A 14,242-nucleotide genomic window follows, 5' to 3' on the forward strand; every position below is an offset into this window, starting at 1 on the left:
ATATATATAATAGATGTAATGAGGTTTCCATTATATTGAATTCTATATATTGATAAACAATTTTTATGTATGTATATTAATAAATCAAATAAAATCATACTATACATTCAAGCAAATTCTTTGTCGTTACGAGCATTTAGTTGCTACAATATAAATGAACATAAATTAGGAGGATGATTATTTATGGCTTTTGAATTACCAAAATTACCTTATGGTTATGACGCATTAGAACCACATATTGATAAAGAAACTATGGAAATTCACCATAGCAAACATCATAATACTTATGTAACAAAATTAAATGATGCAGTTAAAGGGACAGAGTTAGAAAATAAATCTATTGAAGAACTTATTGCTAACGTAGATCAATTACCAGAAGATAAAAAGACTGCTGTTCGTAATAATGGTGGCGGTCACTTTAACCACTCTCTATTCTGGCAATTCTTATCACCTGAAGCTGAAGAAAAAGGTGAAGTAGTAGATAAAATTAAAGAACAATGGGGTTCTTTAGACGCCTTTAAAAAAGAATTCTCTGATAAAGCAGCTGCTAGATTTGGTTCAGGTTGGGCTTGGTTAGTAGTTAATAATGGTCAATTAGAAATCGTTACAACAGCGAATCAAGATAGTCCATTGTCAGAAGGTAAAGCACCTATCTTAGCTTTAGATGTTTGGGAACATGCATATTACCTCAAATATCAAAACAAACGTCCAGATTACATTAGTACATTCTGGAATGTAGTTAACTGGGAAAAAGTTGACGAATTTTATGCTGCTGCAAAATAATCTATAAATGATACTAATTAATAGGCCTTTCGATTTTTAGAATGGCTATAATATTCACATTAATTATTTTAAATATGCTTAAGGTCGAGACGTGATTTTGTCTCGACCTTTCTTTTTATAAATAAATGTTGATGGAATATGGTTACATGTCATAGGAGATTCTAAAGTATCATTAGTAAAACGTCTTTAGTCAATATTTACTCATAAAACATTAGCAAAATTCATCATTTTCATATATCATTTTTAGTAGTATGACGGAATAGAGGTAGGTTGTGTTGTTAAAACGATTAAAAGAAAAAACTAATGATGAAAAAATGCGTCAAACAATGGATCTTCGTATTAATTTCATATTTATTGTGATCATTTTAGCATTTGTCTTAATCGTACTAAGATTAGGTTATTTGCAAATTGCTCAAGGGGCACACTTCAATCAAATGATACGTGAAAGTGAGAATGTTACAGTAAATGAATCTGCACCGCGCGGCCGAATTTTAGATCGAAATGGCAATGTTATTGTTGATAACGCATCTAAAAAAGCAATTACATATACTCGAGGTAAAAATACGAGTCAAAAAGAAATTTTAAGCACAGCAAAAAAGCTTGCGAATATTATTACTATGAAAACAGATCGTATCACTAAACGCGATAAGCAAGATTATTGGATTTTAAAATATCCTGACAAAGTTAAAAGTTTAATGAAAAAAGAACAATCCATGCTAGAAAGTGGCGACATTTCTCAAGATGATTTTGATGAATCTTTAAGAAATAAGCTCACTGATAAAGATTTAAACCAATTGTCTAATAAGGATATGCAAGTGTTAGCGATATACCGCGAGATGTCTCAGGGTACAACTTTGAGCCCTAGAACGGTTAAAAAAGATAATGTATCAGACGATGAATATGCCGCAGTATCTCAACAGCTATCAGATTTACCTGGCATCAATACAACAATGGATTGGGACCGTAAATATCCATATGGCAACACGTTGAGAGGAATTCTAGGACAAGTATCGACGTCTGAAGAAGGTTTACCTAAAGAATTAACAGACGACTACCTATCTAAAGGATACTCTAGAAATGACCGTGTTGGAAAATCGTACCTCGAACGACAATATGAAAATGTATTACGAGGTGAGAAAAAAGAAATTCAATATACGACTGACAAGTCAGGTGAAGTGATTGATTCAAAAGTGATTAACGATGGCGCACGTGGTGATGATTTAGTACTAACGATTGATATCAATTTACAACAAAAAGCGGAATCCTATTTAGAAAAGCAAATTTCTAAATTACGGTCAGAAGGTGCTAAAGATATGGATAGTGCTATGATGGTTGTCCAAGATCCACGCAATGGCGATATCCTCGCTATGGTAGGCAAAAAGATCGATAAAAATGGTGAACTTACTGATTTTGATATCGGTACATTTACAACACAATATGCTGTAGGGTCTTCAGTGAAAGGTGGCACTTTATTAGCTGGTTATCAAAATAACGCTATTAAAGTCGGTCAAGAAATGGTCGATGAACCTCTACATTTCCAAGATGGTGGAACAAAACGTTCTTATTTTAATAAAAATAGTCAAATACGCATTTCAGATAGTGAAGCTTTAATGCATTCATCAAACGTCTATATGTTTAAAACTGCCTTGAAAATGGCAGGATTAGATTATTCAAATAATATGGCACTTCCAAATGACGTTACAGTGCCTGGTCAAAAATTACGAAAAGGTCTTAATCAAGTAGGATTAGGCGTTAAAACAGGTATCGACTTACCTAATGAAGTTACAGGACAAATTGAACCTTTGAAAGATAATCCTGGTAATTATTTAGACTTAGCAATTGGTCAATATGATACGTATTCACCAATTCAGTTATCACAATATGTTTCAACAATTGCTAATAATGGTGTGAGAATCCAACCACATATCGCTAAGGAAATACGTCACGCAACACGCGATGATGAATTGGGTCCTATTAAAAAGTCTATCCAGGGTCGAGTTTTAAATCGTATTAACAATACACCTGAGGAAATTCATCAAGTTCAAAAAGGGTTCGATATGGCGTTTAATAAAGAGAAGGGAACGGGTTATGCAAGCTTTAGTAAAACCAAAGTACGTACCGCAGGAAAAACAGGTACTGCCGAAGTTTTTCAAGATGGTGAGCCAAGAGTTAACTCTACCTATGTAGGTTATGCACCAGCAAATGACCCTAAACTCTCTTTTTCAATTGTTTATACGAACCAACCTGTTCCTGAACCATGGCTTAATGGTGGCGATTTAGGTAGAGACGTTATTAATTACTTTTTCGGTTAATGTAATTCACATTAAAACAATCTTTTTTAAACACACATCAAAATGATGTGTGTTTTTTTGCATTTATTGTACATCTCCACAATTTCTTAATATTAACACAAAATTTACATTCAATTTATTGAAGGTTAACAATTACTTAGTATGCTAAGAATGTAATTAAAAGTAGTGATTTCTATTACTAGGAGGATGTTTCAATGAAGAAATGGCAAGTATTAGGTACTACAGTCGTAGGTGCATCATTATTATTAGGTGCTTGCGGAGGCGCTGGACAACAAGGTGGAGATAGTGGGAATAAAGGAGAAAATACAAATGTTGAGGGTACTGTAAAAGGGAATGGCTCATCAACAGTTGCACCAATTATTGAAAAGTTAAATGAAGAATTTTCTAAACAATACAATAAAGCTACCGTTGAAAATGTGACTTCAGGGACAGGTGATGGATTCAAACAATTTATCGCAGGTAAAACAGATTTCTCTAATGCATCTCGTCCAATTAAAGATGAAGAGAAACAACAATTGAAAGATAAAAAAATTGACTATACAGAATTTGAAATCGCTAAAGACGGTTTAACAATTGCAGTTAATAAAGATAATGATTTTGTTAAGGAACTCTCTTTAGACGATTTAAAGAAAATCTATTCTGGACAAGCGAAAAACTGGTCAGATGTAAATCCAAAGTATCCTAAAAAACCTATTAAAGCTTTTTCACCAGACCAATCACACGGTACGTATGATTTCTTTAGTGAAGAAGTAATGAATAAACAAGACATCAAAGCAGAGAAAAACCAAAATACAGATGTTATTGTTAAATCGGTACAAGACAATAAAGAGGGTATCGGATTCTTCGCTTATAACTTCTATAAAGAAAATCAAGATAACTTAAAAGCCGTTAAAATTAAAGGCAAAGATGGAAAAGCAATTGAACCAGATGCCAAAACAATTCAAGATGGTTCATACGCATTAAGTCGTCCGTTATTCATCTATGCAAATAATAAAAAATTAAAAGACAATAAAGCATTCGCAGAGTTCATGAAATTCACTTTAGATAACAAAGGGAAAGCTGCCGAAGCTAAAGGTGTTGATTATGTAGCATTACCTGAAAAAGACTACAAAGATCAACTTTCAAAATTAGAAAAAATTACTGGTAAAAGCGAAAAATAGTTCAAGCATTGATATGAATTAAAGGGAATGAAAGGGACTTGATTTTCTAAGTCCCTTTTTTAAGTAAAGGAGCATACATGTATGAAATCACAGCATAATGTTCGTGAAATGATTCAAAATAAAAGTAACGTTGGATCATCTAAAAGTGATAAAATTATGCCTATTATTTTAGCCGCAATTGCAGCCATTTCTATCTTAACAACAATTGGTATTGTAGTGACATTATTAACTGAAACAATCACATTTTTCACTAAAGTTCCAATGTCTAAATTCTTTTTAGAAACCGATTGGAATCCTTTTAGTTCCAATCCAAAGTACGGTATTTGGGCACTCATATTAGGTACGTTAAAAATTACAGCGATAGCTACGATTTTTGCAGTTCCTGTTGGTTTAGGTGCAGCCATATATTTAAGTGAATATGCATCTAAACGCACTAAAAAAGTAATTAAACCAATTCTTGAAATTCTAGCAGGGATTCCAACAATAGTTTATGGTTTTTTTGCCTTAACACTTGTAACACCCATTTTAAGATCAATCTTTCCAAGTATATCGAGTTTTAACGCCATTAGTCCTGGTTTGGTTGTTGGCGTTATGATCATTCCAATGATAGCGAGTATGAGTGAAGATGCGATGTCGTCCGTACCTAATAAAATTCGTGAAGGGGCGTTAGGATTAGGATCAACCAAGCTTGAAATGATTTTTAAAGTGATTATTCCTGCAGCCACTTCTGGTATTATGGCATCTATTGTATTAGCAATATCTCGTGCCATTGGTGAAACAATGATTGTGTCTTTAGCAGCAGGTTCTAGTCCATCATTTGATCTTGATTTAACACATTCCATTCAAACGATGACTGCGTATATCGTACAGGTGTCACAAGGTGATGCTACGAATGGTTCTGATCTTTATTACAGTATTTACGCTGTTGGTTTCACACTATTTATCTTTACATTGATTATGAACTTTATTTCTCAATGGATTACGAAACGTTTCAGAGAGGAGTATTAAAATGAATTTAATCGACCAAGCTTCAGTAGAGAAAAAACTCTCTGGCCGAATGACTAAAAATAAAGTTTTTAAAGCTTTGTTCTTGATTTGTACATTGATTGGTTTAGTAGTTTTAACAATCTTGCTTGTAGACATTTTAAGAAAAGGACTTCCATTAATGTCCACAGACTTTTTCTCTAATTTTTCAAGTTCATCTGCGAGCACAGCAGGGGTTAAAGGGGCATTGATTGGAACATTATGGTTAATGATGACGCTCATTCCAATCGCTTTAGTTTTAGGCGTCGGAAGCGCGATTTATCTTGAAGAATATGCTAAAGATAATGCATTTACAAAGTTCGTTAAAATTAACATTTCCAATTTAGCGTCTGTCCCATCGATTGTATATGGATTGTTAGGTGCAACGATATTTGTAGGTTTATTAAAATTAGGTAACTCAGTCATTGCTGCTGCATTAACATTGGCTTTACTCATATTGCCAGTCATTATCGTTGCAAGCCAAGAAGCTATACGTGCGGTGCCGAATTCAGTAAAGGAAGCATCATATGGGCTTGGCGCCAATAAATGGCAAACCATTAAAAACGTAGTATTACCAGCAGCAATTCCTGGTATTGTAACAGGTGTTATTTTAGCCATTTCACGTGCCATTGGTGAAACAGCACCTTTAGTAGCAATTGGTATACCAACCATTCTATTACGTACGCCAAATAGTATTTTAGATTCATTCCAAACATTACCGTTACAAATTTATGATTGGGCAAGAAAACCTGGTTTAGATTTTCAAGCTTTATCATCAGCCGCAATTATTGTATTATTGTTAATTTTACTCATTTTAAATACTATCGCAGTTTTAATTCGCAACAAATTTTCAAAGAAATATTAACTTAAGTAGTGAGAGTGAAAAGAGGGTTTCTTATGAATAATATAAAAGAACTAGAAAAACATACTAAAAAAGTAAATGAACACGCAAACACACCTTTTACTGCCGTAGATCAAGCTCATCATAATCATTCAGATAATAATCAACGTCGAGTTGTTTATTCTACTCAAAATTTAGATTTATGGTATGGTGAACAACATTCATTAAAAAATGTTAATTTAGATATACTAGAGAAAAATGTCACTGCAATCATTGGACCTTCAGGATCAGGTAAATCAACATATGTAAAAGCATTAAATAGAATGGTAGAGCTTGTTCCTAGCGTGAAAACATCCGGAAAAATTTTATACCGTGATCAGAATATTTTTGATAAAAATTATCCAGTTGAAAAGTTACGTACGAATGTAGGTATGGTTTTTCAACAACCTAATCCATTTCCTAAATCCATTTATGATAACATCACTTATGGACCAAGAATCCATGGGATTAAAGATAAAAAAGTTTTAGACGAAATTGTAGAAAAATCACTGCGTGGCGCTGCTATTTGGGATGAATTGAAAGATCGTTTAAATCAAAATGCATACGGTTTATCTGGGGGCCAACAACAGCGTGTTTGTATCGCACGTTGTCTTGCAATTGAACCAGATGTTATCTTAATGGATGAGCCTACATCAGCCTTAGATCCTATATCAACATTACGTGTTGAAGAACTAGTTCAAGATTTGAAGAAAGATTATTCAATTATTATCGTTACGCATAACATGCAACAAGCTGCACGCGTGTCTGATAAAACTGCATTCTTTTTAAATGGCTACGTCAATGAATACGACGATACTGACAAGATTTTTTCTAATCCTTCAGATAAACAAACTGAAGACTACATTTCAGGGCGTTTTGGTTAATATTATGGTGATTAGAAAAAGATATGAAGGTCAGTTAAATGAATTATTTAAAGATATTCGTACACTTGGCCTTCAGACGTATTCAATGATTGATCAATCCATTCGTGTTCTGACGGATAGCCAAATTACACATGCACGTGAAATTATTAATAAGGATAAAAAAATTAATAGATTAGAGTTTGATATAAATGAAAAAGTTGTAATGCTCATTACGAAACAACAGCCTATGGCTAAAGACTTACGTTTAATGATGTCTACATTGAAGATTGCCTCTGAATTTGAAAGAATGGCAGATAACGCCGCCAATATTGCTAAAATTCGAACGCGAGCTAAATTTACTGATAAATATTTAGTGATGCGCTTAGAAACGATGGGAAGATTAGCATTATTAATGTTAAAAGATTTAAATGATGCGGCAAAAAATGATGATTTAGAGCTTGTGAAGGAAATTATTGATCGTGATCATGATATTGATGATTTATACAAACAAATCGTCAACTCAACATATTTAATAGATAATGATCCTTTTGTTTCAGGTCAAGCCCATTTAGTAGCAAGATATTTGGAACGTATAGGCGATCACATTGTCAATATTTCTGAACATATTTATTATTTTATTACAGGCGAAAGATACGAATCTTACGATAATTAACTCTTCCCAATTAAGTACGAAGATGGTATGATAATAAAGTCGTATTTTAAGAAAGATGAGGAGGGTTCATATGCGTGTTAACGTAACTCTTGCTTGTACAGAATGTGGAGATCGTAACTACATTTCTACTAAAAACAAACGAACAAATCCTGAACGTATTGAAATGAAAAAATTCTGTACACGTGAAAACAAACATACATTACATCGTGAAACTAAATAGTTTATTCTTGGGCTAGAGCACAATGTGTTCTGGCCATTTTTTTAACTTGATTTTCATGACATAAGTAATTGAGCACGCTATAATATACATATATTTAAGAGGAGGGGATAGAATGAGTAAGAAAGAAATGCGCAAATCTACACTTGCATTAATGCGTGGGTTGAATGAAAGGGTTAAAACTAAAGCGGACCATTTTTTATTTAAACAATTAATTGAACATGAAAAGTTCGTAAATGCGCAACATATTGGTATCGTGTTATCCATGCCTCATGAAGTTCAAACAGACCCAATTATACAGTATGCACTTGACCATCATAAATCAGTTTATGTACCTTCTACAAATTACGATAAACACATCATGCAATTTCAGCAATTAGAAGATTTAAATCAAGTGGCTGTTGATGAAAAATCCATTCGATATGTAAATGCTGATACGCCAGTTAAAAATGATTTAGATCTGGTCGTAGTGCCCGGTGTTATATTTAATCACGCAGGGTATCGTATTGGATACGGCGGTGGATATTTCGATCAATTCTTATCTCAATATCAACCTAGTACTATTAGTCTCGTTTATGACATACAATTATCAGATCAAATACCGGTTGAGCCTCATGACTATCCCGTACAAGAACTAATTATTGCTAAAACATAGCACTTTGGAGGCACGATATGATTGATGAAAAATTTCAATGGAAATCCGCTTATTTGTGGATAAAATATTATAATTATAAATGTGTTCATTTTGATAAAGAGAAAAGTGAAATATGGCTCTCAAATCAAAAAAAACATCACATCGTTATCTTTAAATTTGGTGAGTTTACTTCTCAAGAACTCGGATTTACACACGAAAGATTAAAGGAACACAAAGAAGATATTGACGCATTTTTATCATTTGACGTGCGTAAATATGATGTTTATGTTTTTAATGATAAAAACATAGATGTTCAACATTTTACTGAACATCATCCAATCAAAATAAAATTCCATCATATTGAATCACGTAAAACTTTTATAAACAAGATTAAACATCCTTTATTAAAAAGAGAACTCACTAATAAAGATACAAAATCCAGTACATATTACAAGCAACGTACGTTAAACCAAAATCCTGTCGAACATGCGATGTATCAATTTGCACCCATAACTTATGCTTTAATTGCAACTAACGTCATCGTTTGGCTTACCATTTTATTATTTTTGCCACATCGTACTGATTTAGAAATTATTAATGTCGGTGCTTTGTCTCATTTTAATTTTGTACATGGGGAAATCTATAGATTGGTTTCATCCATATTTTTACATTTAAATTTTGAACACTTACTATTCAATATGTTATCACTATTCATATTCGGTAAGATTGTTGAATCTTTAGTAGGACGTTGGCAAATGTTAGTCATATATCTATTTTCAGGTATAATGGGAAACCTTTTCTCTCTTGCATTTTTAAATGACAATATTTCATTAGGTGCAAGTGGCGCAATATTTGGCTTATTAGGTGCCATTGTAGCCATGATGCTTATTAGTAAAAAATTCACTCAGAAAATGATGCTTCAAATTATTATTGCAACACTTATTATGGCAGTCATTTCTTTATTTATGAATAATGTCAATATTATCGCACATCTAGGTGGATTATTTGCAGGTGGTTTAATCGTTTATATTGGTTATTTTTATAAGACTTTTAAAAAAGGATTTCATATTCTCATTATCGTTACATCCGTTTTAATCATCGGCTTGTTAGTGCGTATATTTTTAATAGAAGATGTCAATATCTATAATAAGATTATTCAAAAACAAATGAATGAGGGTCATTTTTCAGAAGCGAAACACATGATTAGAGAAACTGTAAAAAAAGACTATGCTAATGACGAAACATATTATCTTTCAGGCTTTGTTATAGCAGCAAAAAATTCTAAAGCTGAAGCAATTGCTGAATGGGAAAGAGGATTACGAATTTTTCCAGATTCACCATTATTAAATTATCAAATGGCGATTGCGAATCGCTCTTTAGGAGATAATAAAAGTGCAAAAAAATTTATAAAAAAAGTTTTGGAGGTCGATCCCCAAAACAAGAATGCAATTAATTTAAAAAAAGAACTGGATGATTAACATGCAGACAAACCTCCGTACATTTTATGATGTATTACAATTATTAAAACAATTTGGTTTCATTGTTTACTTTGACGATGAAGGTGATATGCTAGAGATGATAGAGCAAGAGATTAGAACGCTTTATAAACATGGACTGATCAATAATGAAACGTTCATGCAATCAAAATTGTTAATTAATCAAAGAAGGATGAAACGTGGATGAAAAAAGATTTAATTTTAGCAGCCGATGTAGGCGGTACAACTTGTAAGTTAGGCATTTTTAGTGATCAATTAGAACGTCTCACAAAATGGTCTATAGAAACAGATATTTCAGATCCTACAGGACGTATACTTCTTGAACAAATTTATAACGCGTTTGTTGAAAAATGCAAATCTCTTAATTATGATATGACGCGCATTATTGGCATGGGTATCGGTATACCTGGTCCAGTTGATTTCGAAACAGGTATTATTCATGGGGCTGTCAATTTGAACTGGCCGGGAAAAGTCAATGTGCATGCGATAATGTCTGAGTTTGTAGATTTCCCTGTTTTTGTCGACAATGATGCTAATGTAGCGGCGCTAGGGGAGAAACACAATGGGGCAGGTAAGCAAGCAGATGATGTTGTTGCTATCACATTAGGAACAGGCCTTGGCGGAGGCATCATTTCGAATGGTGAAATCGTACATGGACATAACGGCTCCGGAGCGGAATTAGGACACATTCGTGTCGATCACGATCAACGCTTTAAATGTAATTGTGGTAAATCTGGATGTATTGAAACCGTTGCATCAGCTACTGGTGTTGTGAATTTAGTTAATTTTTATTACCCTAAACTCACTTTTAAATCATCCATTCTGCATCTCATCAAAGAAAATAAAGTGACTGCTAAGGCAGTATTTGATGCAGCTAAAAAAGGAGATCAATTCTGTATATTTATAACAGAACGCGTCGCACATCACATTGCTTATTTAGCGAGTATTATTAGCGTAACAACAAATCCTAAATACATCATTTTAGGAGGAGGTATGTCCGAGGCTGGTGATATTTTAGTTGAAAATATTAAAACAGAATATCACCATCTTACATTTACACCTGCACAAGAATACACCGAAATTGTTCGAGCTGAATTAGGAAATGATGCTGGCATTACCGGTGCAGCAGGATTGATTAAAACCTATGTCATCGAAAAGGAGCGTATTTAAATGGCTATAGTAGACGTTGTTGTCATACCAGTAGGTACGGATGGGCCTAGTGTAAGTAAATATATTGCAGAAATTCAAATCGAATTAGAAAAGTTTAAAAAACAAGGTAAAATTGATTACCAACTTACACCTATGAATACACTTATCGAAGGGGACCTTGAAGATTTACTCAATGTCGTTAAAGTGATTCATGAATTGCCGTTCAATAAAGGGTTAGACCGCGTTTGCACGAATATTCGAATTGATGATAGACGTGATAAACAACGTAAAATGAATGACAAATTAACGTCAGTAGAAAAACATTTATCTTAAGAGGAGTTTTAATTATGGAAATTTCATATTTGCCATTAGGTTTTGTAAGTACAAACACGTATTTCGTAACAAATGAGGACGCTTTGTTAATCATTGATCCAGCTGGTGAATCTCATAAAATTTTAGATAAAATAAAATCTATGAACAAACCTCTAAAAGCGATATTACTTACACATGCACACTTTGATCATATCGCGGCATTGGATGATGTATTAAATGTACATCCTGTTCCAGTATATATGCATAAAAACGAGCATGATTTTCTTACAAACCCAGCTAAAAATGGTTCACAGAAATTTCAAGAATTGGGTCTTCCAATCATTACTAGTCAGGCAAAACCTCAATTCATTGACGAAGGAGATATTCAATTACACGGATTTGATATCAGTGTACTTTATACACCAGGCCATTCTCCAGGTAGCTTGTCTTATGTATTTAAGGATTTCGCTGTAGTAGGTGATACACTTTTCAATAATGGTATTGGCCGTACTGATTTATATCAAGGAGACCTTGAAACATTGATAGACTCAATTAAAGATAAACTTTTCGAGTTAGATGAAACGATGCCGATTTATCCTGGTCATGGACCAAGCACAACAATCGAAAATGAATTTATGAATCCATTTTTAAACGGATAAACAAAAAAAGTAAATACATCACCTCTTACGTGTATATATGTGAGAGGTGATTTTTAATGCAACTATTAATTGATCATGTTGTTCAATATGCTATTAAACATGAGGCGTCTGATATCCATTTTATCCCTAATTCATCACAAGTAGAGGTCAAGCTAAGAGTTAAAGATCATTTGCAATGTTTTGACACATTAAATTTAGAAACGTATCAAAAATTGTTAACATTATTAAAATTCAAAGCAGGCCTTGATGTTTCCTCAAGACATAAAGCACAAAGCGGTCGTTACATTTACGAATTTGAGACTTTATACTATTTACGTGTATCAACTCTACCTCTAAATTTAGGTTCTGAAAGTTGCGTGATTCGTATCACACCTCAACTTTTTCAAGCAGATTTCAACCAAACTGCACATGATATACAAAGAATTATGGAAAAGAAACAAGGTTTAATTTTATTTAGTGGTCCTACTGGTGCTGGCAAGAGTACATTAATGTACCAAATGGTGGTTTATGCAAAAGAAAAACTCAATTTAAATATCATTACTATCGAAGATCCTGTCGAACAATTGCTAAATGGTGTAACTCAGATTTCAGTAAATGAAAAAGCTGATATCACATATGGCAACTCATTAAAGGCTATTTTACGTTGCGATCCCGACGTTATCTTGATTGGTGAAATTAGAGATGGATTAATTGCTAAGGAAGTGATTCAAGCAAGTTTAAGCGGACACTTAGTTTTATCGACCATTCATGCAAATGATTGTCAAGGTGTGTTGTTACGACTAATCGAAATGGGGATAACTAAACAAGATTTAATTCAGGCACTCAACTTAATTGTAAATCAAAGGTTAATTACAACTAATAATCATTCAAGACGCTTAGTCTACGAGTTAATGTCTCAAGAAGATATTCAATACTTTTTAAACCATAATTTTTTACTTCCTAAAAATTTTAAAAGTCTAAATGACAAACTTAATGATTTACAAAAGAAAGGAGAGATAGATGCGCACACACTTAGAAAATATCAAAAATAGAGTTAATATGCGGCAAATAAAAAAACACCATCTCACTCTAATGTTACGTTTATATGCACTACTTGAACATGGGTTTACTTTAGTCGAAGCCATGAATTTTCTCTATGGTCAACTTAATATTAAAAATGCATTGATTAATAAGCAATTCAATCAGTTATTGCAACGAGGAAGTACGTGTTATGATTTATTCAAGTTCTTGAAATACCCAGAAACAATTCTAATGCAACTTTATTTCGCGGAGCAATACAGTGCGCTTCAAAACACGTTAAAACAGTGCCACGCGTACTATAAACAAAACCAAATTTTAATGAAACAATTTTATAAAAGCATTCAGTATCCCGTCATTTTACTTACTATTTTTATGGTGTTAATTGTAATTTTGAATCAGACAGTGATGCCTGAATTTCAATCTATGTATCAATCTATGGATTTAAAAGAAGACGTACTTCAATTTATTTTAAGAAAAAGTATTGAGTACTTACCTTATATATTTATAATACTACTATTGATGATCACTACTGCTTATTATTTATTTAAACAATGGCTTAGCAAACTAACGATCTCCAAACAAATTCAAATTTTATCACACCTCCCAATATTCCATAAATATTACCGTTTATTTATAACGTACCAAATTACGAATCAATTCGCTTTATTTTTCAAAAATGGTATTACATTTAATCAAATTGTTTATATTTATAGTCAACAAAAAGAAAATCGTTTCCTCCAATATTTAGGCGCTACTATATCTACTTCTTTGCAAAATGGGAGCACACTTTCTGAAATCATGCGTCAATTTCAATGTTTTGAAGCCCAATTTATTTCATATATTGAACAAGGAGAAAAACGCGACAAATTAGATATAGAATTATTAGTATATTCACAATTCCTTATGGATCACATTGAATCTTTTATAAAAAAACACATTAGCTATATTCAACCTGTCATGTTCGGGCTCATTGGTTTACTGATTTTATCTGTCTACTTAGTCATGATGTTACCTATATTTAATATGATGCAAACCATTCAAAATTAGGAGGATTTATAATG

General features: G+C 32.8%; 16 protein-coding genes. All 16 read left to right on the forward strand.

Annotation, left to right across the window (positions count from 1 at the left end):
- Positions 1 to 183 precede the first annotated feature (183 nt).
- On the forward strand, positions 184 to 783 hold the full coding sequence (locus tag CD172_RS09830; protein WP_060551133.1) for a superoxide dismutase: 600 nt from the start codon (positions 184 to 186) through the stop codon (positions 781 to 783).
- A gap of 275 nt (positions 784 to 1,058) precedes the next feature.
- Complete coding sequence (locus CD172_RS09835) at positions 1,059 to 3,095, forward strand: peptidoglycan D,D-transpeptidase FtsI family protein (RefSeq protein ID WP_103346252.1); 2,037 nt, start codon at positions 1,059 to 1,061, stop codon at positions 3,093 to 3,095.
- 194 nt (positions 3,096 to 3,289) lie between these two features.
- On the forward strand, positions 3,290 to 4,255 hold the full coding sequence (locus CD172_RS09840; RefSeq protein WP_037567668.1) for a PstS family phosphate ABC transporter substrate-binding protein: 966 nt from the start codon (positions 3,290 to 3,292) through the stop codon (positions 4,253 to 4,255).
- An 81-nt stretch (positions 4,256 to 4,336) separates the two neighbouring features.
- Entirely contained in the window at positions 4,337 to 5,263 is a 927-nt protein-coding gene (gene pstC, locus CD172_RS09845) for a phosphate ABC transporter permease subunit PstC (protein WP_103346247.1), read from the forward strand.
- 1 nt (position 5,264) lies between these two features.
- Positions 5,265 to 6,143 (forward strand): phosphate ABC transporter permease PstA, encoded by an 879-nt coding sequence (gene pstA, locus CD172_RS09850; RefSeq protein WP_103346248.1) that lies wholly within the window; start codon positions 5,265 to 5,267, stop codon positions 6,141 to 6,143.
- A 32-nt stretch (positions 6,144 to 6,175) separates the two neighbouring features.
- A complete protein-coding gene (pstB, locus tag CD172_RS09855) occupies positions 6,176 to 7,042 on the forward strand; it encodes a phosphate ABC transporter ATP-binding protein PstB (RefSeq protein ID WP_060551131.1) in 867 nt (288 codons plus the stop codon).
- 1 nt (position 7,043) lies between these two features.
- A complete protein-coding gene (gene phoU / locus CD172_RS09860) occupies positions 7,044 to 7,694 on the forward strand; it encodes a phosphate signaling complex protein PhoU (protein WP_060552482.1) in 651 nt (216 codons plus the stop codon).
- A gap of 55 nt (positions 7,695 to 7,749) precedes the next feature.
- Entirely contained in the window at positions 7,750 to 7,914 is a 165-nt protein-coding gene (rpmG, locus tag CD172_RS09865; RefSeq protein WP_256903594.1) for a 50S ribosomal protein L33, read from the forward strand.
- Between the two features lie 112 nt (positions 7,915 to 8,026).
- Positions 8,027 to 8,566 carry a 5-formyltetrahydrofolate cyclo-ligase gene (locus CD172_RS09870; RefSeq protein ID WP_060551130.1) on the forward strand — a complete coding sequence of 180 codons (540 nt, stop codon included), beginning with the start codon at positions 8,027 to 8,029 and terminating at the stop codon, positions 8,564 to 8,566.
- A gap of 17 nt (positions 8,567 to 8,583) precedes the next feature.
- Entirely contained in the window at positions 8,584 to 10,023 is a 1,440-nt protein-coding gene (locus CD172_RS09875; protein WP_060551129.1) for a rhomboid family intramembrane serine protease, read from the forward strand.
- 1 nt (position 10,024) lies between these two features.
- Positions 10,025 to 10,228 carry a YqgQ family protein gene (locus CD172_RS09880; protein ID WP_037567684.1) on the forward strand — a complete coding sequence of 68 codons (204 nt, stop codon included), beginning with the start codon at positions 10,025 to 10,027 and terminating at the stop codon, positions 10,226 to 10,228.
- Positions 10,225 to 11,211 (forward strand): ROK family glucokinase, encoded by a 987-nt coding sequence (locus CD172_RS09885; protein WP_103346249.1) that lies wholly within the window; start codon positions 10,225 to 10,227, stop codon positions 11,209 to 11,211. Before CD172_RS09880 ends, CD172_RS09885 begins: the two co-directional genes overlap by 4 nt.
- On the forward strand, positions 11,212 to 11,523 hold the full coding sequence (locus CD172_RS09890) for an MTH1187 family thiamine-binding protein (RefSeq protein WP_037567688.1): 312 nt from the start codon (positions 11,212 to 11,214) through the stop codon (positions 11,521 to 11,523). It abuts the gene before it with no gap.
- Positions 11,524 to 11,537: 14 nt separating this feature from the next.
- Positions 11,538 to 12,161: an MBL fold metallo-hydrolase gene (locus CD172_RS09895; RefSeq protein ID WP_103346250.1), complete on the forward strand. Its 624-nt coding sequence runs from the start codon at positions 11,538 to 11,540 to the stop codon at positions 12,159 to 12,161.
- A gap of 56 nt (positions 12,162 to 12,217) precedes the next feature.
- Entirely contained in the window at positions 12,218 to 13,192 is a 975-nt protein-coding gene (comGA, locus tag CD172_RS09900; protein ID WP_060551125.1) for a competence type IV pilus ATPase ComGA, read from the forward strand.
- Positions 13,161 to 14,228: a competence type IV pilus assembly protein ComGB gene (comGB, locus tag CD172_RS09905; protein WP_103346251.1), complete on the forward strand. Its 1,068-nt coding sequence runs from the start codon at positions 13,161 to 13,163 to the stop codon at positions 14,226 to 14,228. The genes comGA and comGB overlap by 32 nt, the downstream gene beginning before the upstream one ends.
- The last annotated feature ends 14 nt before the right edge of the window (positions 14,229 to 14,242 follow it).

The organism is Staphylococcus agnetis (assembly GCF_002901865.1).
Lineage (GTDB): Bacteria > Bacillota > Bacilli > Staphylococcales > Staphylococcaceae > Staphylococcus > Staphylococcus agnetis.